Origin of the sequence: Novosphingobium sp. RL4 (genome assembly GCF_035658495.1) — a bacterium.
Taxonomy (GTDB): domain Bacteria; phylum Pseudomonadota; class Alphaproteobacteria; order Sphingomonadales; family Sphingomonadaceae; genus Novosphingobium.
The window spans coordinates 501,965-527,527 of the sequence record NZ_CP141945.1 but is presented as its reverse complement, the minus strand read 5'-3'; the positions used below and the strand labels follow the sequence as shown (position 1 = coordinate 527,527).

The window sequence follows — 25,563 nt, the reverse complement described above, 5'->3', positions numbered from 1 at the left end:
CTCGCTCATTTTCATGCAGTCCATTCACGCTGCCTCCGGTCGGGCGGCCTTGTCTTCGACGGCAGGTCGAGCGATGCGGGCTACCGGCAGGCGGTGGCTTACGCGGCGCGCCGTCGCTGCCAGCACGATGCCGATGGCCAGCATGGTCAGGTCGACGCCGGCCAGCGCCCAGTCACCGGAGGGCAGCGTGACGCCGAGATGACGCTCGGTGGTGAGGGCGTTCAGCACCGGAAGCAGGAGGTATGCGGCCGCGCAGGTCCACAGGCCTTCGGCCCACGCCTTGCCGGATTTGCGGACAGAGGCCCAGAACAGCATCGCGCCGATCGCGAGGAACAGGCTGTGGAACTCCCATGCCACGCGTTCGGGCATGGCGGCAGGCAGCAGGCGATTGGCCCAGAAATAGGCGGCGATGCTAAGCGGCAGGCCAAGGATCGCCGCGATGTTGAGGCATTCGACGAGGCGAAATCCGAAATCCGTCCGTCCGGCCCTGATCTGTTTCTGCCGCCGCTTGACCGTCCAGAGCACCAGTCCGGTGCCGACCATGCCGCAGCCGAGCAGCCCGGACAGGAAGTAGAGCCAGCGCATGACAGGTCCGGCAAACAGGCCTTCGTGCAGGGCGATCATGCTGTCCTGAACCTGCCATGTCCTCCGTGCGCGCTCCGGCGGCCCGCGAAGCAGCGCGCCGGTGATGCCGTCGAACGTCAGACGGTCGTCGCGGCCGGTGGTGAGGCCGATTGCGGCACGCGTGATCTCCACGCGCGCATTGCGGTCTCCCGGGTGGGTGACGGTGACGTTTTCGATCCGGTCCCGGCCCCATCGCGCCTCCGCCTTCATGACCAGATCGGACAGATCGGCGAGCGGCGCGGGAATCCCGCTGGCGGGGATGGACGGTCCGCGCCGTTCGCCGCCTGCGCCTGGCTGAAACTGCCCATTGGCGCGCGGGTTGAGCGGATTGGTGTAGCCGTCGTTCTCCCACTGCCGGTCGGAACCATAGGCAAGGTTCATGGCCGCCGGCATGTAGGCGTACATGAAGAACATGAGGCCCGTATACGTGATCATCAGGAAGAACGGCAGCGCGGTAACGCTGATGACATTGTGGATGTCCAGCCAGCTGCGCTGACCCTTCCCGGGGCGGAAGGTAAAGAAATCCTTGAAGATCTTCTTGTGGGTAATGACCCCGCTCAGCACCGCGAGCAACATCATCATCGTGCAGGCCCCCACGATCAGGATGGCGCTGGCGTGGGACACGTAATGAAGCTGGTAGTGGAGGCGATAGAGCCCGACGCCGCCGCCGGTCTCGCGGCCCATGGCGCCGGACAACACCGGCACCGCGCTTCCCGCCTGGGGGTCGAACACCAGGCGCTGGTTCCTGCCGCCTCTTTCGCCGTGTTCCCCGCGCGTGCTTCGCTGCGGGCGCGTCTTGTCCCTGTCTCCGCCGGCCTTGGGCCAGGACAGGGTCCAAGCCGTTTCCCCGCGTCCGCCCGGCAGGCCGATCGACCAGCGCTGCGCGCCGGGTGCCTTGCTTTCGAGAAATGCCTGGGCTCTCGCTACGCCCTGGGCCTGTGGCACGTAGGCGGAAACCGTGGCCAGCGGTCGCTCCGGCTGCATCCACCGGGTGATCTCATCGTCGAAGTAGCCGGTCGTGCCGGTCATGAACACGAAGAACAGCACCCAGCCGACCAGCAGGCCGGTCCAGGTATGCAGCCAGGCCATCGACTGGCGAAAGCCTTCCTTCATCGTCCCGCCTCCGGGGTGCATGACCGGCGTTCCGGCATCAGTAGGTGAACCGGGCGTTGAACAGGACCGAGCGGGGTTCGCCATAGCGGTTGTCGGAGGCCAGCGTGCCGATGCGCTGGTAATAGCGCTTGTCGAACACGTTGTTGGCATTGACGGCGAGCTTCACGTGCTCGTTGACGTCGAACGCGACCCGCGCACTGACGAGGGCATAGGCCTTCTGCTCGATCGTGTAGATGCCGGACAGGCGGTAGATGCGGCTCTGCGCGTTGACGCCGCCGCCCACGGTCAGCCGGTCCAGCTTGCCCGGCAGGGTATAGGTCGACCAGACCCGAAGCAGGTGTTTCGGGGTGGTGGTGTTGAACGCGAGCCCCTCGTTTGCGCTTGGCGCGCCGGTTGCAGTGCGATCGCGCAGGTATTTCGTGTCGGTATAGGTATAGCCTGCGATGACCTGGAGACCGGGAACGACTTCGCCTGAAATCTCGGTTTCGAAGCCCTGTCCGCGCACTTTGCCATCGGCGACATAACAGGCATCCCCCGTCGGCGAACCGGCGCAGGGTGCCGGGTTGTCCGGGTCCTGCTGCGAGCGGTTGCTCTCGACGATGCGGAATAGCGCGAAAGAGGTGTTCAGCTTGCCGCCGTAGAACTCGCCCTTGACGCCGAACTCGTAATTCGCGCCCACAGCGGGCTCCAGCGTCGTGCCATCCGCGGTGTAGAGGGTGTTCTGGACCCGGAAGATATCGGCGTAACTGGCATAGACCGACCAGTTGCGGCTTACGTCGAGAATGATCCCGCCATAAGGGGTGAAGACGTTGCTCTCCTTGGTCAGCGCATGGGCCGAGGTCAGGTTGGCGCGCGTATCGGTCTTGTAGGTGCTCAGTCGCCCGCCGAGGATGATCTTCAGCGGATCAGCGATGTTCAGCCGGGCCACGCCGTAGATGCCAGTCTCTTCGGTCTTGCTATACCGACCGGTGGGCGTGGGTTCGGGGAAGTCCGGTTCCGGCGTCGCCCAGGGATCGGCATCGAAGATGGATTGCACCACCGGGACGACGGTTCCCACCGCCGTCTTCGGTTTCTTGACAGTCTCGCTGGCATAGGACGCGCCCAGCATGACCTCGTGCGATCGGCCGAACAGCCGGACATCGCCGCTGACCTGACCGTCGAAGCCCAGGCGGTCGCGCGGGTTGTAGATCTTCGAGATGCTGCTGGTCAGGCGCGGACCGATTCCGGTGACGGGATCGATTGCGGCATTGATGTTCGGCGAGACGTAGACCTGCATCCAGTGCTGCTTGTTCGCCGAAACCCTGGCTTTCCATGCGCCGCCGAGTTGCTGTTCGACGCTGCCGAAGATGTTGCTCGCCTCGACATCGAAGAAGTTCCATCCGGGAGCGAGCCCGCGTGAGGAGCGCGGCAGATGGGGGTCGGTACCGTCGGAATAGAGCGGCAGGCCGCTGTTGAAGAAGCTGTCGGTCCGGTTCTCCTCATAGCTTGCGCCCAGGGTCACAAGCGTGGTCGAGGTCGCATCGACCTCGGCGATGCCGTAGAACAGCGGCCGCTTGGCGTGTTGCAGGTCCACGAAGAACTTGCGGTCCTCGTAAGCCGCGACCCCGCGCACGCGAAGCCAGTCGGTTACCGGGACACTGATGTCCGCTTCGGCGCGAAACTGGTTCCAGCTGCCGGCGTGAAGGACGAGCCCGTATCGCTGTTCTTCCAGCGGACGCTTGCGCACGAGGTTGACGACGCCGCCGGGGTTGCCCGTGCCCGTGACCAGCCCCGCCGCGCCTCGCACGATTTCGATCCGGTCGAACATCGCGGAATTGGGCGTGTATCCGCCCGTCGTTCCGCCCGCGCCGGGGATACCGTCGATCTGGGTTGCGCCGACCGAGAAACCGCGCGCGTTGAAGGTGTTCGAACCGAGGTTGGCCGTGGTGGCGGACATCCCGGTTGCCGCCTCGACCGCGTCGTCGATCGTCATGAAGTTGCGGTCTTCGATCTGCTGGCGGGTGATGACCGTGACCGATTGCGGCGTTTCCCGAAGCGTCAGCGGCAGTTTGGAGGACGTGACGGCTCCGCGGGCCGTATAGGAGCGCGACCCTTCCGACGAGAGCATGTCCGATGCGGAACTGGCGGCAAGTCCGGTTGCGGCGTCTCCGGCGCCCTCGACACGGACCGGACCGAGTTGCACCGCGCCGTCGCCCGATTTCGGCGCGGGTTCGATCTGGACCCGGTTGCCGTTGAGGAAGCGGAACGTCAGGCCGGTTCCCGACAGCAGCCGCGAGAGCGCCTCTGCCGGCGCGAAATTGCCGCGAACGGCCGTGCTCTGCTTTCCGGAGACCTTTTCCAGGTCGTAGAAAATCTGGAGCCCGGCCTTGTCGGTAAGCGTGAGCAGCGCTCTGTTCAGGTCCTGCGCCGGAATGTCGAACGCGACCTGTCCCTGCCGCGCAGCGACCGGGGCCTGCGCACCCGCTGCCACGGGAAGCGCGAAGCCCCCGGCAAGCAGCGCCAGAACGCTTGCCGTTGCAAGACTCGCGGCCCGGTACCCGCCGTTTGCGGTCCCCATGTAACCAACCCCCATTCGATCATTCCCTTGCCAGATTGAATTGCGCGAATGACATGCATTAGCGTCTCTCAAGGGGAAGGACGGGGGAGTGGGGCAGGTCCGGTAAAAATATTCGAGAAATTCGTCAGGCGCGGAAAAAAGAGAACCTCAGTAGAGAAGCGTCAGGAGCGGACCCACCCGCATGGTCCGGAGTTTGAGCTCGCCTGCGATCGTCGCCACTGCGCCCTGGATGTCGTTGGTATCGAAGACGCCGCTGACCTTGCGCGTTGCCAGCGCGGACCGCGCCACCACTATGCGGCCGTGACGGTAACGGTTGAACCGGGCGACCGCATCTCCCAGTGGCGCCGCATTGACGATCAGGCGTCCGCGCTGCCAACTCAGGGCCTGATCCACGTCGATCCGCCGCGTTACTCTGAGACCGCCTGCGCCATATTCGACCTGCTGTCCGGGCGACAGGACGGCCGCGCGGGCCGTCGATCCGCCGCTCGCCGAAACGCGGACCTGGTGCTGCGCCACGGTCACGCTCACCGATCCGGGAACGCGGTCCACGATGAAGCGGGTGCCCAGGGCGCGTGCCTCGCCGTTGGCGGCCGACACGATGAAGGGACGATTCCCCGCCCGTGCTTTCGGAACGGCTGCAAAGGCTGCGACCCCCGCCAGAAGATCGACGCGGCGTTCCGTTCCGCTGAACCGCGCGGCTATGGCGCTGTCCGGGCCTAGTTGCACGCGCGATCCGTCCGCCAGCGTCACCATCCGGGTTTCTCCGGTTCCGGTGCGATAGTCGGCCCGCAACATGGTCAGCGGATCGCCGTACCACAGCGAGCCCGTGCCGATGAGGAGGGCCGCGCAGGCGGCGATGGCACCCGCGCTCACGATCCGGTGCAAGGCGCGGTTCCGCAAGCTGGGAGCCACCGCGTGAGCTGCGGGGGGCAAGTCTTCCAGCAGGCGGCCGGGATGTTCGGCAAGGGCGCCGAGACTGGCCCAGGTCGATCTGGCGTGGGCAAAGGCCGCCGCATGGCGACGATCTGCCTGGAGCCAGGCATCTAGCGCCTGCTTTTCATGCTCGCCGAGAGGTTCGCCGCCGAGCCGGATGATCCATTCCACCGCGATATCGTCGATCCGCTGCCCGTCGGCAGGTGTTTCGCTGTTCATTATCGCCCGCCCCTGACGGATGATCGCTTCGTGCGATCACCATGGAGGACGGTCGGCGCGTCCATCGGGAGTAAATTTCGCTGCATCGCCATGTCTATTGGAGCTTCAGGCGCTTGATCGCATGGGCCAGCGCCATACGCAGGTGCTTTTGCACGGAACTCTCCGAAATGCCGAGGCGGTCTGCCGTCTCGGCATAGCTGAGGCCCTCGATCTTGTTCAGCACGAACACATGCCGGGTTCGTTCCGGTAACTCGCCTACTACGTCATGCAGGCGTTCCAGCGTTTGCCGGGCCGCGACGGTGTCGTCCACCGCGGGGATGTCTTCGGGGACATTGGCAATACGCTCGTCATCCGCGTGTTCGGTGTAGCGCCGTTCCGGCTTGCGGACGTGGTCTATCGCGAGGTTGTGCGCGGTGCGATAGAGATAGGACCGGGCATTGCCGATCGTATCCAGCCGTCCGCTCTCCGCGATCCGCACGAAAGCATCCTGAGTGAGGTCTGCGGCCAGAACCGGGTCTCGCAGCTTCCGTGTAAGATAATCCTGCACCGAGCGCTTATGCGTCAGATACAGGCGTTTCAGCGCCCGATCCGCCAAGACTCGCCACCCGTTCAAGCATTACAGAGAGATAGCCGCTAGGGCATTTGCGACCGGTTCGCAACAGTGTTGCCGGCCTTAGGCTGCGTGGAAACTTCGCCGCCTAGCGCAGTGCCATCCGGTCCATCTTCTTGAGCAGGCCTACCCGGGAGAGGCCCAGTTCACGCGCGGTATGCGTGTGATTGTGGCCCGTGCGTTCCAGCGCTTCGGTGATGCGCCGCCGTTCCAGTTCCATCACTTCCTCCTGCAACGACTGGCGGGAGGAAGGCGGCGGGCTTTCGGCGACGGCCGTTGCGGCATCCTCTCCCATGGCGAAGGCGAGGTCGGCGATGCCGATGACCCTGCCACCGGGGCTCTGGGGGGCCAGCGCGGCGGCGCATTCGACTACCGAACGCAGTTCGCGCACGTTTCCGGGCCAGCCATGGCCTTCCAGCCATTCCAGTGCGCCGGGCGCAAAATGGGCGGGAGCACCATCGATGCGCCGCAGGAACACCCTGGCCAGCAGCGCCACGTCTCCGGCTCGGTCCTCAAGGGCCGGCACCTTGAGGACGACGCCTTTCAACCGGTAGTAGAGATCCTCGCGGAAGCTGCCCTCGGCCACGGCGGCGGCAAGGTCGCGGTGCGTGGCGGCAATTATCCGGACATTCGCATGACGAACGTCCCGTGCGCCGACCGGCTGGTAGCTGCCATCGGCGAGAAAGCGCAGCAGCTTGACCTGCATCGCCGCCGGCATCTCACCGATTTCGTCAAGGAACAGGGTTCCGTGCGACGCGGTTTCGACAAGCCCGGGTCGGTCGGCGTGGGCCCCGGTGAAGCTGCCCTTGAGGTGGCCGAACAATTCGCTTTCGAGCAGGTCCGCCGGAACCGCGCCGCAATGGACCGGGACCAGCGTGCGCGCCGCGCGCGGCGAGGCAGCGTGTATCGCCCGCGCCACGAGTTCCTTGCCGGTGCCGCTCGGCCCCAGCACCATGACCGGCAAGGCAGTGGGGGCCACGCGGCGGATCAGGTCGCGCAAGGACACCATGGCCTGCGATTGGCCGATAAGGCCCATGTCTTCGGCGGCATGTTCGCGGGCCTGGGCCGCGGCGAGTTCCCGGGCCAGACGCGCGCGTTCCAGCGCGCGTTCGACGACGACCTTGAGCATGTCCGGGTCGACTGGCTTGGCGAGGAAATCCCATGCACCCGCCTCGATCGCCTTGAGCGCGAGGGGCTGGTCCGCGTGGCCTGTCATCACCACGACCGGAGAGGGCGCGAATTGGCGGATCAGGGCGAGACCGGCTTCGGGATCGTGGTGAGGCGGCATTGCGAGGTCCAGCAGGACCACGTCGGCTCCATGGGCCTCGAAGGCGGACCGCGCCGTGTCGCCGTCACCTGCGGTGATCACCTCGTGTCCCAGCGAGCGCAGCCATCCGGCGGTCAGGCGCTGGAATGCGGGTTCGTCATCGGCCAGCAGGATCATAGGGCTCTCTCGAAAGTCAGGCGAAAGCAGGTTGACCAGCCGGGGCGGTCGGCGAGTGTCACGGTGCCGCCGTGTGCCTCCATGATCCGCCGGACGATGGCGAGGCCAAGGCCCGTCCCTCCCGGACGGCGAGACACGAAGGGGCGGAACAGGTTTGCCGCGATTTCGGGCGCGATGCCCGGGCCATCATCGCAGACGTCGATGGTGACGGCGCGACCATCCTCGGCGATCACCGATACCTGTGTCCCCATGGCGCGGGCATTGTCGATCAGGTTCGTCAGTGCCCTGACCAGGGCCATCCGGTCCGCCATCACTTCTAGGTCCGGCGGCACCTGGGTATCCACCCCGAACGAGGTGAGCAGTTCACTCAGACGCAGCGGCCGGGGGGCGATCGTCCAGGCGCGGGCATAGTCGAGAATATCGGTGACGAGCGCGTTCATCCGCGCCACCTGCTCGCCGATTTCGGCGCGGACGCCGGGCGGTGCGGCTGTGGCGGCCATCTGGACGATGCCCAGCGGGTTTCGCAGATCGTGCGCCACCGTTGCCGCAAGAGCGCCCAGTTCGGCAAGGCGCGCTTCGCGTTCCGCATCGACGAGGCGGCGTGCGGAGGACAGGCGCCTTGCGCTTTCGGCGGCAATCTCGGCGAAGCGCTCGGCAGCGTGGCGGGTGGCTGCGGGGGCATCTTCCCAACCGCGCAGGGAGACGGAATCCCCGTCTATCCGAAGGTCGGGCCCCCCTGCAGGAAGCGCAAGGTGTCGTTGCAGCAGCTCATTGGCCATGGCCGTCAGTTCTGTCTCGTCGGAAGCCTGTGCCAGAAGGTCGCGCCATCCCGCGATGTCCGCTTCTTCGATCCGCGCGCCGGGAAAGACGAAGCGATCGGCCATGCGCTTGAGCGGAGTGAGGATCGCCAGTCCCAGCATGAGCGTGGCGGCCAGTGCGGTCCAGGTCGCGAGGAAACCCACCGGACGATCCGCAAGGGCCAGCGGCAATGCGGCGATGAACACGCTTGCCCCTCCGGCCCCCGCGATGAGCAGCAGCCAGACCAGGGCGCGGCGTGCCCAGACATCGGCCAGCATGAAGTTGTGGCGCACGATGCCGTAGACGAGCGCAACCGAATAGAGGGGCAGGAGCAGTACCGGCCATGGGTAGGCATCGATCCCGAACGCGGGAAAGGCAAAGCCGGAGAGAGCCGCGAGGCCAAGCAGGCTGGAGACGAATACGGCGCCGGCCTGTTGTCCCTGCAGCCCGGCCTGCCGCCGCCAGACCCGGAGGAGCCGCAGATGTCCCGCGACCGACAGGATGGCCGCCACGCCCAGCACACCCCATCCCACCGGCGAAGGGACGAAGAAGCCCGCAAACCCGTGCCAGGGTATGACCTCGCCGACCCCGAAGAGGAGCCCGACCAAGGCGGCGAAGCTTGCCAGGGCATAGCTTGCCAGCGCGACAGGGCGCAACGATCCGCATAGCGCGAATGCAAAGACAAGGTGAACGAAGGCAGCAGCGGGCAGGGGCGAGAGAGCGATGAGGGGGACGGTGAACGGCCCGGCCCGCAGGCCGATGACGGCCGGCGCCACTTGCGCGATGCTCCAGATGCCCACTCCGGCAAGGAAGGCGGCGAGCAGTGACGATCCCGGCAGCTTTCGGGCGCGCATCAGCACGAAGCCTCCCAGCAGGAAGCTGGCAATCGCTGTCAGCGTGAGCGCGCCGACGTAGGCAGTGATGCCGATCGCTGTATCCATCGTTGACGGCTCTATCATCGTTTTCCGTTCACGTCGTTAACATCTGCGCGGGCCGGGCCCTCGAAAAAGCTCGGATTCCGGGCATTCACGGAATGATCGAGCAATTGGCATGCCACTTGCGAATGGGTTGCCGACGCCGCGCCAAGCCGGAGCGGCGATTCCGAAGGAAACTGCCATGTTGATACCGATTGCCGCCCTTCTGCTGACTTATGCGCTGACTGCGCTGATCGCGACGCTTGCTGCGGTAGTGCTGTGGCGACCGCTCTCGATCCTGCTGGCCGAACTGTGCGGGACGGAGCAGCGCTCGCGGTTCTGGGCAGTCTGGTCGGTGGTGATGATGGTGGCCACGCCGCTGCTGTTCGTTTCGCTGAGAGGCGTCGCAACCGATCCGACCGAGCTTGTGCAGGGCACCATGACGAGCGCTCTCATGGGTGTGCTTCTGGCGCTCGTCGGCATGGGCTTCGCGGTATGGAGCCGCACCCCCCGCCACGCTTTCCATGACGCCTGAGGAGGAAGGGATGCGGGTACTCGTCGTCGGAGCCGGAGGCTTCATCGGGCGGCATCTGGTAGGACGGCTGGTAGTCGAAGGACTGCAGGTCGTCGCTGCCGGGCGCGAACCGAAGAGCCTGTCGCGCAGGCTTGCAGGTGTGGAAACCATCGCCTGCGATCTCGCCCGCGACGATCGCGCGCAATGGGCCGAAAGGCTGCGCGGGGTCGACGCGATCGTGAACTGCGCCGGGATCATCGGACGGGGAGCCGACTATGCCGGCGTGCACGAACACGGTGCCACAGCGCTGTTCGACGCGGCTCTCGCGGCAGGGGTCGGCAGGGTGATCCAGGTTTCGGCGCTGGGGGCTGACCACACCGGCGTCACGCCTTACCATCGCAGCAAGCGCGCGGCGGACGATTATCTCGCGCGGCTCGGAGCGGATGGGACAGTGATGGGCTGGGCGGTCGTGCGGCCGTCGCTGGTGCTCGGCAGGGGGGGCGCGAGCATGGCGTTGTTCGCGGCGCTCGCCGCCTTGCCCATCGTTCCGCGTCTCGGAACCGGGCAATGGCAGGTGCAGCCGATCCATGTCGACGATCTCGTCGATATCCTGCTGCGTCTGCTTCGAGCGCCTGCCCCGCTGCATCATCGCCTCGATGCCGTTGGGCCTGAGCCGATGACCACCGATGAACTGACCGCCGTCATCCGGCGCTGGCTGGGCCGGGGCAGGGCGCCGCAGCTTGCTGTCCCCCGCAATCTGCTGGCGCTGGCCGCTCGCCTCGGGATCGGTCCGGCGACACCGGAGAGCCTGGCAATGCTGGAGGCGGGGAATACCGCGCCGATGGCGCACCTTCTTGAAGCGACGGAGGGCAGGCCCAGCCCCGTCGAGCAGATGCTTGCATTGCATCCGGCGACGGCGGCCGACGTGGCGGCAGCCCGGCTGGCGCCGGTGATCCCGGTGGCGCGGTGGTTGCTGGCGCTGGTCTGGCTCGCAGGGGGACTGGTCTCGATCGGAGCGGCGCCGGGCTTCGCGATCGATGCCTGGCTCGCAAAGCTGGGATTGGGCGGCGCGGCTGCTTTCGCCGTGCTCTGGGCCGGATCGCTGGCCGACATTGCGGTGGGACTGGCCATTGCGGCCCGGCGGCACGGTGCCGCGCTTGCGGGCGTGGCGCTGATGGGCGTCTATACCGCGATCCTCACCACGATCGCCCCCGAACTCTGGGCGGACCCGTTCGGGCCGCTCGTCAAGAACCTTGCCGTGCTCGGCCTTTCGCTGGTCGTGCATGTTCTGGAGATGCGCCGTGGATGATTACCTGCTTCTCAAGCTGATCCATATTCTCAGTTCCACGCTGCTGTTCGGGACCGGCCTCGGCACCGCGTTCCACGGCTGGATGGTGAACCGGAGCGGACCGCTGGCCGCGCGTCGGGCGGTGAACCGCAATGTGGTTCTGGCAGACTGGCTGTTCACGACACCCGCCGTTATCGTCCAACCGGTGACGGGCGTGTGGCTGGCGCGGATCGCGGGCTTTCCGCTGACGAGCGGCTGGCTGGTGCTGGCCATGGCGCTCTATGTCGTTGTGGGGGCCTGCTGGGTACCGGTGGTCTTCATCCAGATCGCGATGCGCCGGATCGCCGACGAGACCCCTGATGGCGAAGCGCTGCCGGCGTGCTACTTGCGTCTCTCGCGCTGGTGGTTCGCGCTCGGCTGGCCGGCATTCGCCGGGGTGATCGTCATCTTCTGGCTGATGGTAGCCAAACCGGAGATCGTGTTGTGAGCCCGCCGTTGTTTCGCCAGTTGCTCGGAAAAGAGATGGATGCACTGCCGCCGCTGCTGCAGGAGGCGCATGACGCTTCCGACAGACAGCGTTGGGAGGGGCTTGCCGACATCACGGTCAGCCGTAATCCCGCCGCTTGGCTGCTGTGCCGAGTGATGAATCTGCCTGCGCGGGGCCGGGGCGTGCCGGTTATGGTGATCTTCGAGAGAAGTGAGGGCCATGAGAACTGGCTGCGGACATTCGCTGGCCGCAGCTATCGAAGTGATCTCTCCGTCAAAGGCGGGCGCGTGGTGGAGCGGATGGGACCGGCCACAAATGTTTTCCGGCTGTCGGTGAAGGACGGACGGTTGCTGCTGGACCTTGAGGAATTCCGGTTTCTCGGCCTGGCCCTGCCTTCCTGGATGCGGCCTCGCTGCCACGCCAGCGAGCGGGAGGAGCGGGGGCGCTACATATTCGACGTGCCGGTCAGTCTTCCTTGGCTGGGCCGTGTCATTCGCTACACGGGCAGCATGGAACGGCGCGATGCCTGAAGGTCACCCAATCATCCTGTTCGACGGGAACTGCGTACTTTGCTCCGCCAATGCGCAGTTCGTCCTGAAGCACGACCGGGCGCGGCGGTACCTTCTGGCGCCGATGCAGGGCGAGATCGGGGCCGCGCTGTTCCGGCAGCACGGCGTCGATCCTCTCGACCCTGACACGATTCTGGTGATCGACGGTAAGAAGGTGCTTCGGGACAGCGATGCCGTCATTTCCATCTACGCGGGATTGGGATGGCCGTGGCGCATCGCCGGCGCGGCCCGCTTCGTCCCTCGTTTCGTGCGGGACCGCGCCTATCGCCTGATCGCGCGCAACCGCTATCGGATCTTCGGCCGCCGGGAGACGTGCTGGTTGCCCCTGCCGGAGGATGCGGATCGCATGCTCTGACAGCCGCCCGGATACGGTACGGCGCTCTGCCTACAATTCGCGTCCGATGGGATAGAGCCCTGCGCGGTCGTCGCCGAACGGCGTATGGGCAACAAGCCAGGCAAGGCGGGCATCGGCATCGTTCGCGAATTGCGCGTCCTGCGCCAGCCTGCTCTCGAATTGGGCGCGAACCTGGGGGTCGGCTCGGAGCAGTTCTTCCGCCACGGACAGGCTGGCAAGGCGGTCAGGTGTATCCGGCATCTGGATAATGCCGGGAAAGAAGCCCCAGGCGAGAAACGAATCCACTGCTTCGGGTTCCAGCAATTCGGCGGCAAGCAGCCCGCGCGGCTGATCCCGCGGAATGCGCAGGGAGCCTGAAGGCATCGTTTCCCGGCGGGTCTCGTGAATCATCTCGCCGCCTACCGTCATGCGTCCTTCGCTCACCGGGCCGGGCCGGGCGTGGATCAGCCGCACCATGTCGAGATCCAGGGTGCGCGGAGCCTCGATGCGTTCATAGGCGATGCCGTGCAGGTCTAGCCGCCGGATCACTTCGGTGGCGCCCGCAGGAACCCACCAGGCTTCGGGCAGGGTGACGGTCAGCACGGGCTTCTGCCCGAACACCGGTATTCGCAGTTGGTGGGGCCTGGCGAGGTAGCGCAGTTCCATCTCGCCCGTGGCCGGGGAGCGATAGGTCTCGTGCGCCACGCCGGAAAACGTGATCCATTCCAGCGGACTGTCATCCCGCTGCCAGCGCAGGGCGAGCGTTTCGGGACGCTCGGCACGGTCGCGGGAAATGGCTCCCTGCAAGTGCGGCAGGTCCCGGGCGGTCTGGCGCAGTGCGGCTTCCATCATCGCATAGGCGCCCAGCACCCGCTGGCGGTAGGGCTTGAGGTTGTGCATTTCGACAAGGACCGTCGGTATGCGCGCGAAGTCGCCATAGCCGGTCGAATAGCGCGGTCCTTCGGCGGCGATGCGCAGGCCCTTGTCGAGATCGCGGTCGTCATTGGCGCTCGGATAGAAATGGGGGTTGTGTCCCATCCCGCGCAGGAAGGCATCCACGCCGCTGCGAAACGGGCCGTTCAGCCATTCTGTTATCGCCTGCGACTGGAAATGCCGCCCCCAGCCTGCCGAAGTGTACGTCACGTCATAGGCGTGGTCGAAGCCTTCCGAGACGTGCATGTCAATGTAGAGAACTGGGTCCAGCCGGCGCAAGAGAGACAGCATCGCCTGCGTTTCCGGTGCATCGGCCTTGGCATAGTCGCGATTGAGATTGAGACCTTGCGCCGTGGCGACCGTGCCCGGATTGTCGGGGCCGCGCAGGTGCGGGAAGTTTCGCGGGCTGGCGCGCTCGTGGCCGTCGGCATTGTATATCGGAACGAAAACAAGATCGACCTTGTCGAGCAGGTCTGCCTTGCCGCGCAGCGCAATGTCGCGCAGCAGCATGAGACCGGCGTCCTTGCCGTCGATCTCGCCAGCGTGGATGCCTGCCTGTATCAGCACGACCGGCCTGTTGCTGCCGCTGCTGGCGCGGACGTGATAGAGATCCCGGCCTTCGGCGCTCTTGCCGAAGTTCTCCAGCGCCAGCAGCGGCGAGGCGGCGACCAGTTTCTCCAGCCAGGCCCGCGTTTCCTCGTGACTGGGCGTTTTCCGGAAGCCGGCCCATTCGGCGGGGGTGATCCAGGGATCGTCCATCCGGGCGATCGACCTTTCGCTTTTCCCCGACCAGGGCAGCACCGGCGGGAGCGCAGGACGCTCCTGCGCGGCTGCGGGGCCGATGGCAAGGAGCAGGCCGATCACGCCCGTTGCCGCCCCTCTCAGGGAGCGAGACGGGCATCGCAGGCGTCGCGATGGGGTAGACGATTTGTGCACGGCGATTTCGGCCTTTTTGATCTTGCGTAGCTCGGCGCCGGCTTTATGTGACAATATATCATTACGCAATTGCTCCCGCCGAAAATCGGCCGCGGGCAACACTTTGTCAGAAAGCGCTTCGACCATGCGGACCCCGCAAATGCCCGATCGTCCGGTTTCCAACGTGCTTGGTGCCGCTCTCATGCTTGGTGCTGCCACGGCGCCTCTCCCGGTCCTTGCCGCCGAAACCGATCGCGAAGAGACGCGTGCCCGGGAAGAGGATCGCGATCACGACCACGCCTCGGTGGACGAGATCGTGGTGCTTGGTCGCAGCCGGATCGACCGGGTAAACGGTTCAGACCTCGTGACCGAGCGCATGTCGCAGGCGAGCATTGCCCTCGACCGGACGATCCTTGACGATTACGGCGTCCGCCGCCTCGCCGATGCGCTGGAACTGGTGAGCGGCATTTCCCAGCAGAACAATCTCGGCGGGCTGCGGGACAATTACGCGATCCGCGGATTTCTAGGCACGCCCGATACGGGCGCGGAGTATTTCGTGGACGGCTTTCTTGCCAATCGCGGCTTTGGCCCGCCGCGCGATCCCGCGAATGTCGAGCGGATCGAGGTGCTGAAAGGCCCGGTGGGGGCGGTGTTCGGTTCGGTGGACCCGGCCGGCGCGGTCAACGTGGTGACCAAGAAGCCGCAATTCGAGCAGGGCGGCACGATGACCGCGAGCGCGGGCTCCTTCGCCACCTGGCGGCTGGAGGGCGACGTGGAATCGCTGCTTGCCGCAAACCTTGCCATCCGGCTGGTCGGCGCGATCGAGAACAGCGACGGTTTCCGAGACCATGTGGATTTGCGCCGCCGTCTCTTCGCGCCCTCGATCGGTTGGCGCCTCGCGCCGGGCACGACCCTGATCTACCAGGGCGAGTACATCGCCTTCCGCTCCCCCTTTGACCGGGGCATCCCGGCTATCGGCACGGATACCGAAGCGGTGCCGCGTGACCGTTTTCTCGGCGAGCCTGGCGACGGACGTGTCTCATCGACCAACTGGCGGCATCAACTCACCGTCGAGCAGGATCTGGGGCAGGGCTGGTCGCTGGTCGGCGGGGGTGCCTACCGCGATGCGCGCATCCACGGCTTCTCCTCGGAAGCCTCGACGCTGCTTGCCGATGGTACGGTGCGCCGCCAGCGCCGTTTGCGTGACTGGAATCTTGAAGACCGGTCCGCGCGGGCGGAGCTTCGCGGTGTGTTCGAGGCATTCGGCACGCATCGGCCCAGCCTGGGGGTGACGTGGTACGATCTCGACTTCGACACCTGGCAGGCCCGCTTCCGCCCCACTGCCGACAATTCCTATCCGATCGATGTCTGGAACCCCGTCTATGGCGGCGCGGCAGGATTGCTGACGCCTTTCACTTCGACACTGGAGCACCGGCAGGCCAGCGCCATCTACGCACAGGATATGTGGGAGGCGACCGACAGTCTCAGTTTCGTGGCGGGCATGCGTTACGAGCGTCTTTCGCAGAGCATAGACAACCGGCTGACCGGGCAGTCCAGCAGGATGAAGCGCAAGCCGCTGGAGTTTCGCGGAGGTGTGCGTTTCCGGCCCGATCGTCGCATTGCGTTTCACGCCAACTGGGGTGAGGGCTTCCGGCCCAACTCCAGCGTGGGCAGGGACGGCAACGCCTTCGCGCCGGAAACGGGGAAGGGCTATGAGATCGGCGCAAAGCTGGTGTTTACCGCCTTCCGCGCCGGTGTAAGCTGGTTCAGTGTGTCGAAGCGCAATATCCTGGCGGCCGATCCCGCCGATGCAAACTATCTCGCCACGGTGGGCCGCATCCGTTCGCGAGGGGTGGAGTTCGATGGTGAGATCGATCTTACGTCCCGCATCCGGCTGATCGGCAACTACGCCTACACCGATGCTGAGGCGCGCGATCCGGCGTTTCCCGGCAGCGACGTGCTCAACGTTCCGCGTCATTCCGGAACCGTGCAGCTTTTCGCGAAGCTGCCTCTGGCCGGACGCGACCTCGATCTGAGCGCGGGCGGCACTTATGTCGGGCCGCGCGCGGCGGCGCTCGACGGCGGCGACTTGAGGCTGGACGGCTACCTCAAGGCCAAGGCAAGCCTTGCTTACCCGATTACGCGGCAGCTTACGGCACGGATCGAGGTGGACAACATTCTCGACCAGACTTACGCGCAGAGCAGCTACAGCGCCTTGTGGATCTACCCGGGGGCACCGCGTTCCGTCACCGGATCGTTGGCGATGCGCTTTTGAGGAAACGCGGTTAGTGCTTCTTGCGGGCGCGTCCCTGTTCCTTTCGGGACAGTCGCGCGCCCGCTTGCAGGTTACGGGTTACAGCTTGCCGCGCAGGGTCACCGTGACGTTGCGCGGCATGCCGTAGCGGGCGCTGCCGAGGAAGAGGCCCGAATAATACGTCTTGTCGAAGACGTTATCGAGGTGGACCGCAAGCGACAGGCGCTGCGAGAAGCGATAGCTAGCCAGCAGGTCGACGACCGCAAGGCTGCCTTGCGTGTAGACTTCGCCGTTGGGCCCTTCACCTTCCGCCGTGGTTTTGCCCTGCCAGCGCAAGTTGCCGCCCAGGGTCAGTCCTTCCAGGTTTCCTGGCAGGCGGTAGGAGGTGAACATCTTAAAGCTGTCCTTGGCGATTTGCGGCAACTGGCGCACGCCGTCGCGGTCCTTCGCCTTTGCATTGGCGAAGCCGCCCGCGACCAGCCAGCCGGGCAGTATCTCGCCGTTCACTTCCAGTTCGAAGCCGGTCGACTTCATGCCCGACACCGCGTGATAGGCGGCGCTGCCGTCGGGTGCGAAGATGCCGGGGCCATCGGCCATGGCATAGTTGTCCTGCTTCATGCGGAAGACCGCCGCGCTGGCGCTCAGCTTGCCGTCGAGGAAATCCGCCTTGAGACCCGCTTCGTAAGTATTGCCTTCGAGCGGGGCGATCACGTTGCCGTCGACGGTGCGCTGGGTCTGCGGCTCAAAGACGCTCGCATAGCTTACATATGCCGAAATGGTCTTGCTGAAGTCCAGCACGAGCCCCGCATAAGGCGTGAAGACGGCCTTTTCATCCGTTTCCCGCGTCCAGGTGCGGATGCCTGACGTGTCCTCGGCATAGCTGTCGCCCTTCCACCAGGTAAGTCGGCCGCCCGCGATCACGGAGAGCGGGGCGATCGGCTTGAGGCGGGCGACACCGGCAGCGGCGCTGGTCCGGATGCGATTGCCGGCAAGGTCGCCGGTGGGCGTCAGGTCGGGCTTGAAGGTCTCGCCGTTCTCGAAGAATTCGAAGGCGTTGACCGATTTCATGTAGTCGCCGCCATACCACCAGCCGGGGTAGGGGGTCTGGTCGTCGTCGAACTGGGCGTGGCTGAGCGACAGCGCGACATGCTGTTCCTGTCCGAATGCCTCGAAGGTGCCGCGAAGGTTGGCATATACCGCATCGAGCGTGAGGTCGGATGCCCACCGGGTGGAATAGAGCGTGCCGCCAAGGCCGGTGTCCTTGTCGATCGCGGTGCCGAAGAAATATCCGATCGTCTCGTCGTAGGAACCGGACTTGTGCTCGGCATCGACCTGCAGGTGCCAGTTCGGGCTGAAATCGTGCGCCACCGAGGCGAACAGGTTCACGCTCTTGCGGCTGAAGTCGGACCAGTTCGCGCCGCCGTTGGTGGAGCGCGAGAAGTGCGTCCGGGTGCCGTCCGTGAAGTAGAGCGGAACGCCTCCGCGTGAAGCGCCCTCGTTGCGGAAGTTCTGGTATTCCACCCCCGCGGTCAGCAGCGTGTTCGGGCCGAGGTCCGCTTCGACCACGCCATAGAGCGCCTGCCGCTTGGCGTGTTCGCGATCGATGAAGGTCTGGTTGTCCTGCCATGCCCCGGCAACGCGGGCGCGGACGTGTCCATCGGATGTCACCGCGCCGCCAAGATCGCCTTCGAGCCGGTACATGTCCCACGAGCCGAGCGTTGCCGAGACGCTGGCGCGGGTGGTTTCACCGGGGCGCTTGCGGATCATGTTGATCGCGGCGGAAGGCTGGCCGGTGCCGGTCATCATGCCGGCGGAACCGCGGATGACCTCGATCCGCTCGTAGGCGATCATGTCGGCGGTGTCTTCGGTGAAGCCGTAGAGGTTGCTCGGGCGCGCAACGCCGTCCACCAGGTAGTTCTTCACCTCGAAACCGCGCGCGGTGTAGTTCGTGCCGTCCGTACCCAGCGCGCTGGATCGGTTCGTCTGGATGCCGACGATCTGCTCCAGCACTTCGGAGATATCGTAGAGCCCCTGTTCCTGCATCCGCTCGCTGTCGATGACCGTGACCGACTGCGGCGTCTCGCGCGAGGAAAGGCTGAGGCCCGTCGTTTCGGTGGCGCCGGTAACGACGATCGCGTCAGGGTCAGGCCCTTCGGTAACGGCTGCGTCAGGGGCGGTTTCTTCGGTGGCGGCTGCGGCATGGGCATTGGCAGCCGTCAACAGGCTGATCGCGAGCACGGATGAAAGGGAACAACACGCGCGGATCTTGGCTCTGACGGACATTCTGGGTTCCCCTCATGGCGATGTCCGGAGAACCCGGCATCAGTTGGGGGCGGCCACTAATGAGAATGCTTCTCACATGCAATATACTGGCAATGTTCGATTGGACGAACAGCAATTTATCGGCCGGATTATGCTATGTTGTTGCAAATAGGTCGCAGTATCGCTTCAAGGGCGACCGTCAGCCCGCGCTGAAGCGTAGCGCGGCGCCGTTCATGCAATAGCGCAGGCCCGTGGGCGGCGGTCCGTCGTCGAAGACATGGCCGAGGTGCCCCGCGCAACGCGCGCAGCGAACTTCCTTGCGGATCATTCCCAGGCTGCGGTCCTGCCGCAAGGTGATCGCGCCGGGAAGATGATCCTGGAAGCTGGGCCAGCCCGTGCCGCTGTCGAACTTGGTTTGCGATGAAAACAGCGGCAGGGCGCAGCCGGCGCAGAGGAACCGGCCCTTGCGGTGTTCGCCGAGGAGCGGGCTCGAATAGGCACGTTCCGTGGCGCCCCGGCGCAGGACGGCGAAGGCCGGCGGCGGCAGGCGGGCCCGCCATCGGGCGTCCGACAGCGAGAGCCACGGCTCTGACGCCGCGCCGAGGCATGGGGCCGAGCAGAGGGCCGCGGCGATGAAGCCGCAACCGGCAAGGAATGCGCGGCGGCTGGGCCCTTGATCCTTGGGGTCTTGATCCTGGGTGTTCATCGGCCGTCATCCTGAAGGATTGCGGAGGCCGTCCACGGGAAGTCGGCTTCCGCCGGAATCCCGTGGATGAGCCGGTTCATCATCTCACGGCATCAGCACCGTGTCGACGACATGGATCACGCCGTTGGACTGCATGACGTCCGCGATGGTGATCCTGGCCTTGCCGCCCTTGGCATCGGTCAGCCACCATGCGCCTGCCTTGTCCTTCCACGCGGTCAGCATTTCGCCTTGCACGGTGGTAAGCATGGCCTTTCCGCCGTGAGCCTTGGCATTCGCGGCGATATCGGCGGCGCTCATCCGTCCCGGCACCACGTGATAGGTCAGTATGCCAGTAAGCATGGCCTTGTTCTCGGGCTTCAGGAGCATATCTACCGTGCCCGCCGGAAGTTTGGAAAACGCGGCATTGGTCGGGGCGAACACCGTGAACGGCCCCGCGCTCTTGAGCGTGTCGACAAGCCCGGCCGCCTTTACCGCGGCGACAAGGGTGGTGTGGTCCCTGGAATTGACGGCATTGTCGATGATGTCCTTGTTCGCATACATCGCGGCCCCGCCGACCATGGGGTCCTTAGCTTCGACGGCCGCCGCGCCGGTCATGAGAACGGCGGTGGCGATGAGGGCTGCTAGTGTTCTGGATCGCACTTTCATCTGAGGCATCCTTCTTCCCGCACTCCATTCTTCTGGAATGCGCGGAAGATACGGAGCCGAAGCGGCGATGGACGCAGCGGCCTTCAGATAGTGGTGATTTTTCCGGTGAGGATCGGCGCGGTGCTGGGTGCCTTGTGCGGCGCGCCGGCGCTGTCTTCCAGCGTGATCGCCAGCGTCGCCCCGTCCGTCAGCATCGGGCGCATGTCGGGCGATATCGCCAGGACCGCCGATTGCATGACCCCCAGCGAACGCGGCACGCCGTCCTCCGGGATGACCCATAGTTCCGGGCTCTTGCCGTTGCCGCCCAGCGAATGGGGGCTGAGGTGGAGCATTCCGGCTTTGGGATCGTAAGCGACCGCCATGGTGGCGGAGCCTTCGGCCCCCGCCAGTTGCGAAACCGACATGGGCATCTTCGTGCGATCTTCGGCCGGACGGACGAGGATGAACAGGGCCAGGCAGGCGGCGATGGAAGCGGCGAAAATCGCGCCCGCGCGCCAGGCACGCAGACGGCGGATGAGCGCCGGTTCCGGGTTCCGGGGCGCGCCGGAATCGATGCGGGCGGCAACCTTGTCCCAGAGGTGTGCTGGAGGTTCTGCCGCAGGGATCGCCGCCAGCAGGGGTGACAGGCGCGCGGCCCATGCATCCACTTCGCCCGCGAAGACCGGATCGGACAGGCGCAGGCGCTGTGCGGCGGCGCGGTCCTCGCCTTCGAGCAGGCCGAGAGCCAGTTCCGCCGCCACATCACTGCGGCCGAAGGGATCGGCGGGGTCAGCCATCGCTTAGGCAGTCCTTCAGTCTCTGCATTCCGCGCCTGATCCAGCTCTTGATCGTCCCGAGCGGCGTTTGCAACTGGTCGGCGAGCTGCTGGTAGGTCAGGCCATCGAGAAAGGCGCGTTGGATCGCGTTGGACTGGTGGCTGTCGAGCCCTTCCAGGCAGCCGAGCAACCGCCGATTTTCCTGCTCATCGGCAAACACGGCATCCGCCAGGGGCGCTTCGTCAGGGATGGCCGCCAGAATTTCTTCCGACACCGCGACATGCCGATGCTGAGACCGGCGCCAGTCGATCGCGCTGTTGTGTGCGATCGCCGCGAGCCAGCTTATCGGGCTGGCGCGCTCCGCATCGAATGCGCCTGCACGGCGCCAGACCTTTACATAGACATCCTGCAAGACATCCTCCGCGGCCCCCCGGTCGCCGCAGATACGCAGGCAGATGCCGAATAGTTTCGGCGCGGTCATTTCGTAGACGGCGCGCAGGCCGGAGGGTTCGCTGGCCGCGGCAAGATGGAGCGCGGCGACGAGCCTTGCCCGCTCCTCCGTTGGTTTAGCGCTGCTCCCGTTTCGCACTGCCAGCTTCTCCGATGCGGCGATCCTGCCCGTTCGCCGCGAGGAGATCAACGATTGTCGCTCGCCGCCTGCCGGCTCACGGCCGGACAAGGACGGGCGTCCTGCGATAGAGCGCGGGGAAGGCCCTTTTGAGCGCGGCGATCTTGGGCTGGTCGTTCGCGCGGATATAGGCGGAATCGGGGTGGAGCGTCAGGAAATCCTGATGATAGGCTTCGGCGGGGTAGAAGCCCTTGAACGGTTCGATGCGCGTGACGATCGGCCGCTTCCAGACGCCTGCGGCCGCAAGCTGGTCGATATAGCGCCGGGCGATCTCCTGCTGCCGGGGGGACTGCGGGAAAATGGCGGTTCGATATTGCGTGCCGTGGTCCGGTCCCTGAAAATCGCGCGTGGTCGGGTCGGCGGCCACGGTGAAGAAGATCTGCAGCAGCTTGCCGTAGCTGACCTGTGCCGGATCGAAAGTGATCCGCACCGCTTCGGCATGTCCGGTCCGCCCGCTTGCGACGGCGGCGTAGCTTGCGTTCGTGCGGTCGCCGCCCGAATATCCCGAAACGGCGCTGCGCACGCCCTTGACGTGCTGGTACACGCCCTGGATTCCCCAGAAGCATCCACCGGCAATAACGGCGGTTTCGCTTCCTGCAGGGTTGGGACTGTCGTGGAGAGGGGCGGGAACCTGCACGGCTGCGCGCTGCGGGGCCGCAGTGGAGCGGCTCTCCAGAACGGGCGCCGCGACGGCGAGGCCGCAGGCAAGGAATACGAGGCTGCAAGGAAAAGCCTTCATTTCGTCCTCCCGGCAAAGTTCGAGTACCGGAAGATACGTCCCGGAAAGCCGGAAAGATGCAGGCGCGAAAATATAGTTTCCGATGCGATCGCGGACAGCGCAGGTTCATGCGCCGATGCGCCTGATCGGCAGGCTTCATGTTGGAGGAAACAGCCGATGATCCTCTTTGTCCTTTCCTATCTGGGCGGTGTGCTGACCATCATTAGTCCGTGCATCCTGCCGGTTCTGCCCTTCGTCTTCGCGCGGGCCGATCAGCCGTTCCTGCGCAGCGGATTGCCCATGCTGATCGGCATGGCGGTGACATTCGCGGGCGTTGCCACACTGGCGGCCGTGGGCGGGGGCTGGGCGGTTCAGGCCAACGGCCTGGGGCGGATCGTGGCTCTGGTGGTGCTTGCGCTGTTCGGCCTGCTGCTGCTTTTCCCGTCGCTGGCCGATCGCGCGACCCGGCCGCTGGTGGCGATGGGCGCGCGGCTGTCCCGTTCGGCGGAAGGAGACATGGGTGGCTCCTCCGCCACGTTCTCCGCGTCGCTCCTGCTCGGGGTTGCCACCGGGCTGCTCTGGGCGCCTTGCGCGGGACCGGTGCTCGGTCTTGTCCTGACAGGAGCGGCGCTGAACGGCGCCAGTGCGCATACCTCCCTGTTGCTGCTCTCCTATGCGCTGGGCGCGGCAACTTCGCTGGCGCTGGCGCTGCTGGTGGGCGGGAAGGTGTTCGCCGCGATGAAGCGATCCATCGGCCTTGGCAACGGTGTTCGCCGCGTGCTGGGCTTGGCGGTGCTCGCCGGGGTGGCCGCGATCGCGCTGGGGCTGGATACCGGCCTTCTCACCCGCCTTTCGCTTTCGGGCACGGCGCAAGTCGAAGAGAGGCTGCTCGCCAAGTTCCGCCCCGGTACGCCTGCCGCTTCGGCCATGCGCGCCGGCCGGGCCGAATTGGGAGACGAAGGCGCGTTTCCGTCTTTGGCAGGGGCGAGCGAATGGATGAATTCGCCGCCGCTCACCGCCGAGGCGCTGCGTGGGAAAGTGGTCCTCGTCGATTTCTGGACCTACAGCTGCATCAACTGCCTGCGCTCGCTTCCCTATGTTCGTGCATGGGCGGAAAAGTACAAGGATCAGGGTCTCGTCGTCATCGGCGTTCACGCGCCCGAATTCGCCTTCGAGAAGAACCCGGCGAACGTGAGCCGGGCGATACGCGATCTCGGCATTTCCTATCCAGTGGCGCTCGATAACGATCGCGCGATCTGGCGCGCCTTCCAGAACCTCTATTGGCCCGCGCATTACTTCATCGATGGCAAGGGACGGATCCGCTACCATCATTTCGGCGAGGGGGATTACGCGGAATCCGAAAGGGTCATCCAGCGCCTGCTGGCCGAGAGCGGCAATGCCCCGCCCAGCCTGGAGGTCGTGGCGGTCAAGGGCTCCGGCGTGGGCGAGGCGCCGCAGAAGGCCACCAATCGCTCGCCCGAAACCTATCTGGGCTATTCACGAGGCGAACGTTTCGCTTCGGCGGGCGGTTATGTGCCGGACCGGCCCCACAGCTATGTGCTGGGGCAGTTGCCCGGCCGCAATGACTGGGGAATTGCGGGATCGTGGACCGCCGGGCCGGAGTTCGTCTCGCTGGATGCGGCGGGCGGGCGTATCGCTTTCCGCTTCCATGCCCGCGATCTTCATCTCGTGCTGGGGCCGGGGCCGCAAGGACGCCCGGTCCGCTTCCGCGTCACCGTGGACGGCAAGGCTCCGGGCGGCGATCACGGCATGGACGCGGACGCGGCCGGGCAAGGCACCGTGACCACGCAGCGGCTCTATCAACTGGTTCGCCAGCAGGGCACCGTGACCGACCGGACCTTCACCATCGAGTTCCTCGATCCGGGCGTGCAGGCCTTCGCCTTCACGTTCGGCTGAGGAGGCGGCGCGCCGTTTCGGCCCGTCATGCGGGGCTCAGCCGTAGGAAGGGTCTTCCAGCGCGTTCATCCAGGCGGGACATTCGTTCTCCACGCCGCCACGGAACGAAGCGCTGTTGAAGGACAGGAAATCGTGCGCGGCGTCGCGCGCGGTCATCGATGCGGGGATACGATAGCTGGCGGCAACCGCATCGCCGCAGGTTGCCGTCCATCCGGCGATATCCCGTTCGCGCTGCATCCACAGCTGGACGAGCCAGAGGAAGTCGTGTCGCTTGTCCTGTATCGTGGGCATCCCTCGGTCCTTCAAGGTTTCGGATGCCCTAGGTTGCACAACGGCTTTATTCCCGCAATATCCGCCACTTGCGGCACAGGCCGGAAAGGGCGCCGCCCCGCCTCGTTATCCGGGAACTGCCGAAGGGCTTGCATGGCCGCTGTCTTGCCGCCAATCGGTCCGGATGCGTATTGCTCTATTCGAACCCGAAATTGCCGGAAACGTCGGCGCCGTGCTGAGGCTTGGCGCGTGCCTGGGCGCGAGCGTGGATATTATCGAGCCGATGGGCTTCGTATGGGACGATCGGCGCGTAAGGCGGGCTGCCATGGACTATATCGACCATGTCACGATTACACGGCACGCCAGCTTCGATGCCTTCAGGGCCGATATCGGGCTGAGCAGGCTGGTGCTGTTCACGACCAGGAGCAGCCATTCGGCCTATGAATTCGGATTCAGGGCAGACGATGTCCTGCTCTTCGGAAAGGAGAGCGCAGGGGTGCCCCCCTCAGTGGCGGATGTCTGTGATGCGCGCGTGCGCATACCGCTGCGGCCGGAGGTGCGCTCGCTGAATCTCGCCACGTCGGCCGCGCTCGCGCTTGGCGAAGCCCTTCGCCAGACCGCGACTTTGCCGGGGTGACGGCTACCCGGCCCGCTTTCCCGGCGCGGCGGGCGAAAGCATCGCCGTAACAATACCTCACCTGCCAATACACTCTTGAACACATTTCTTGCGTGGGTTAGCGGACTGCAACCGTTTCCTTCTTTCGAAGGCGGCGGGCAAGATCGCGCCGGTGCCTCGAAAGAGGCTTAATAGGGAACGCGGTGAGAGGGCTTCGGCCTTCGAATCCGAGGCTGTCCCTGCAACTGTAAGCGGTGAGCGCGATGCATATCGCGGCAGGCCAAGGAGCCTGGCCGCAGCCACTGGGCCGGACGCTAAATCCTGCGAGGCCTGGGAAGGCCGTGCATCAAGCGATGACCCGCAAGCCAGGAGACCTGCCGGCGTCTGGTCGCTCTCGCTTTGGTCCAGGGGATGGCCGAGGCCCGGTAATTTTTCCGTCTGAGCGACGAACGAGCGGTGGAAGCCGCATCGGTTCGTGTCGCGGTCGCCTCGGGCGTCCGGCCGATGGCGCGTGCCGACCGTCTTGGACGGCACGCTTCC

At 65.6% G+C, this 25,563-nt stretch carries 22 protein-coding genes and 1 riboswitch; of the genes, 8 read left to right on the top strand and 14 right to left on the bottom strand.

Going from position 1 to position 25,563, the window contains the following annotated elements; genetic code table 11:
* Nucleotides 1–24: 24 nt before the first annotated feature.
* The 6 genes from U9J33_RS19530 to U9J33_RS19505 form a co-directional block, all read right to left on the bottom strand.
* A complete protein-coding gene (locus U9J33_RS19530) occupies nucleotides 25–1,737 on the bottom strand; it encodes a PepSY-associated TM helix domain-containing protein (RefSeq protein WP_324699751.1) in 1,713 nt (570 codons plus the stop codon).
* 37 nt (nucleotides 1,738–1,774) lie between these two features.
* The gene (locus tag U9J33_RS19525; protein ID WP_324699750.1) at nucleotides 1,775–4,309 is read right to left on the bottom strand and encodes a TonB-dependent siderophore receptor; all 2,535 of its coding nucleotides are present in this window, start codon (nucleotides 4,307–4,309) and stop codon (nucleotides 1,775–1,777) included.
* A 132-nt stretch (nucleotides 4,310–4,441) separates the two neighbouring features.
* Nucleotides 4,442–5,446 carry a FecR family protein gene (locus U9J33_RS19520; protein ID WP_324699749.1) on the bottom strand — a complete coding sequence of 335 codons (1,005 nt, stop codon included), beginning with the start codon at nucleotides 5,444–5,446 and terminating at the stop codon, nucleotides 4,442–4,444.
* 94 nt (nucleotides 5,447–5,540) lie between these two features.
* Complete coding sequence (locus U9J33_RS19515) at nucleotides 5,541–6,041, bottom strand: RNA polymerase sigma factor (RefSeq protein ID WP_054436379.1); 501 nt, start codon at nucleotides 6,039–6,041, stop codon at nucleotides 5,541–5,543.
* A 103-nt stretch (nucleotides 6,042–6,144) separates the two neighbouring features.
* Nucleotides 6,145–7,500: a sigma-54 dependent transcriptional regulator gene (locus tag U9J33_RS19510; protein ID WP_324699748.1), complete on the bottom strand. Its 1,356-nt coding sequence runs from the start codon at nucleotides 7,498–7,500 to the stop codon at nucleotides 6,145–6,147.
* Nucleotides 7,497–9,239, bottom strand: coding sequence for an ATP-binding protein (locus tag U9J33_RS19505; RefSeq protein ID WP_324699747.1), 1,743 nt, complete (start codon nucleotides 9,237–9,239; stop codon nucleotides 7,497–7,499). Before U9J33_RS19505 ends, U9J33_RS19510 begins: the two co-directional genes overlap by 4 nt.
* Before the next feature lie 175 nt (nucleotides 9,240–9,414).
* Here U9J33_RS19505 and U9J33_RS19500 point away from each other — a divergent pair, with 175 nt between their 5' ends.
* From U9J33_RS19500 to U9J33_RS19480, 5 genes are read left to right on the top strand one after another with little or no spacing between them, the layout of a single operon-like run.
* Nucleotides 9,415–9,747 (top strand): hypothetical protein, encoded by a 333-nt coding sequence (locus U9J33_RS19500; RefSeq protein ID WP_185999875.1) that lies wholly within the window; start codon nucleotides 9,415–9,417, stop codon nucleotides 9,745–9,747.
* Between the two features lie 10 nt (nucleotides 9,748–9,757).
* Nucleotides 9,758–11,035 (top strand): SDR family oxidoreductase, encoded by a 1,278-nt coding sequence (locus U9J33_RS19495; RefSeq protein WP_324699746.1) that lies wholly within the window; start codon nucleotides 9,758–9,760, stop codon nucleotides 11,033–11,035.
* Nucleotides 11,028–11,501, top strand: a complete 474-nt coding sequence (locus U9J33_RS19490; protein ID WP_054436377.1) for a DUF2269 family protein — start codon at nucleotides 11,028–11,030, stop codon at nucleotides 11,499–11,501. The genes U9J33_RS19495 and U9J33_RS19490 overlap by 8 nt, the downstream gene beginning before the upstream one ends.
* Complete coding sequence (locus U9J33_RS19485; RefSeq protein WP_324699745.1) at nucleotides 11,498–12,031, top strand: DUF4166 domain-containing protein; 534 nt, start codon at nucleotides 11,498–11,500, stop codon at nucleotides 12,029–12,031. The genes U9J33_RS19490 and U9J33_RS19485 overlap by 4 nt, the downstream gene beginning before the upstream one ends.
* The gene (locus U9J33_RS19480) at nucleotides 12,024–12,425 is read left to right on the top strand and encodes a thiol-disulfide oxidoreductase DCC family protein (protein ID WP_185999872.1); all 402 of its coding nucleotides are present in this window, start codon (nucleotides 12,024–12,026) and stop codon (nucleotides 12,423–12,425) included. The genes U9J33_RS19485 and U9J33_RS19480 overlap by 8 nt, the downstream gene beginning before the upstream one ends.
* Before the next feature lie 30 nt (nucleotides 12,426–12,455).
* On the opposite strand, the gene U9J33_RS19475 is transcribed toward U9J33_RS19480, so the two are convergent.
* Entirely contained in the window at nucleotides 12,456–14,201 is a 1,746-nt protein-coding gene (locus tag U9J33_RS19475; protein WP_324699744.1) for a M14 family metallopeptidase, read from the bottom strand.
* 211 nt (nucleotides 14,202–14,412) lie between these two features.
* Here U9J33_RS19475 and U9J33_RS19470 point away from each other — a divergent pair, with 211 nt between their 5' ends.
* The gene (locus tag U9J33_RS19470) at nucleotides 14,413–16,527 is read left to right on the top strand and encodes a TonB-dependent siderophore receptor (protein WP_324699743.1); all 2,115 of its coding nucleotides are present in this window, start codon (nucleotides 14,413–14,415) and stop codon (nucleotides 16,525–16,527) included.
* A gap of 78 nt (nucleotides 16,528–16,605) precedes the next feature.
* Here U9J33_RS19470 and U9J33_RS19465 read toward each other — a convergent pair whose 3' ends face one another.
* The 6 genes from U9J33_RS19465 to msrA form a co-directional block, all read right to left on the bottom strand.
* Nucleotides 16,606–18,726, bottom strand: coding sequence for a TonB-dependent siderophore receptor (locus U9J33_RS19465; RefSeq protein ID WP_324699742.1), 2,121 nt, complete (start codon nucleotides 18,724–18,726; stop codon nucleotides 16,606–16,608).
* A gap of 241 nt (nucleotides 18,727–18,967) precedes the next feature.
* On the bottom strand, nucleotides 18,968–19,474 hold the full coding sequence (gene msrB / locus U9J33_RS19460) for a peptide-methionine (R)-S-oxide reductase MsrB (protein WP_324699741.1): 507 nt from the start codon (nucleotides 19,472–19,474) through the stop codon (nucleotides 18,968–18,970).
* Nucleotides 19,475–19,558: 84 nt separating this feature from the next.
* A complete protein-coding gene (locus U9J33_RS19455; RefSeq protein WP_054436391.1) occupies nucleotides 19,559–20,119 on the bottom strand; it encodes a fasciclin domain-containing protein in 561 nt (186 codons plus the stop codon).
* A gap of 83 nt (nucleotides 20,120–20,202) precedes the next feature.
* Entirely contained in the window at nucleotides 20,203–20,895 is a 693-nt protein-coding gene (locus tag U9J33_RS19450; RefSeq protein WP_324699740.1) for an anti-sigma factor, read from the bottom strand.
* Entirely contained in the window at nucleotides 20,888–21,514 is a 627-nt protein-coding gene (locus tag U9J33_RS19445; protein ID WP_324699739.1) for a sigma-70 family RNA polymerase sigma factor, read from the bottom strand. The genes U9J33_RS19450 and U9J33_RS19445 overlap by 8 nt, the downstream gene beginning before the upstream one ends.
* Before the next feature lie 25 nt (nucleotides 21,515–21,539).
* Nucleotides 21,540–22,241 carry a peptide-methionine (S)-S-oxide reductase MsrA gene (gene msrA / locus U9J33_RS19440; protein ID WP_324699738.1) on the bottom strand — a complete coding sequence of 234 codons (702 nt, stop codon included), beginning with the start codon at nucleotides 22,239–22,241 and terminating at the stop codon, nucleotides 21,540–21,542.
* 156 nt (nucleotides 22,242–22,397) lie between these two features.
* On the opposite strand from msrA, the gene U9J33_RS19435 reads away from it, so the two are divergent.
* Nucleotides 22,398–24,137 (top strand): cytochrome c biogenesis protein DipZ, encoded by a 1,740-nt coding sequence (locus U9J33_RS19435; protein WP_324699737.1) that lies wholly within the window; start codon nucleotides 22,398–22,400, stop codon nucleotides 24,135–24,137.
* Between the two features lie 36 nt (nucleotides 24,138–24,173).
* On the opposite strand, the gene U9J33_RS19430 is transcribed toward U9J33_RS19435, so the two are convergent.
* Nucleotides 24,174–24,428, bottom strand: coding sequence for a hypothetical protein (locus U9J33_RS19430; RefSeq protein ID WP_054436368.1), 255 nt, complete (start codon nucleotides 24,426–24,428; stop codon nucleotides 24,174–24,176).
* A 163-nt stretch (nucleotides 24,429–24,591) separates the two neighbouring features.
* On the opposite strand from U9J33_RS19430, the gene U9J33_RS19425 reads away from it, so the two are divergent.
* Entirely contained in the window at nucleotides 24,592–25,044 is a 453-nt protein-coding gene (locus U9J33_RS19425; protein WP_054436367.1) for a tRNA (cytidine(34)-2'-O)-methyltransferase, read from the top strand.
* Nucleotides 25,045–25,176: 132 nt separating this feature from the next.
* Nucleotides 25,177–25,420, top strand: a riboswitch (cobalamin riboswitch).
* Nucleotides 25,421–25,563 lie beyond the last annotated feature (143 nt).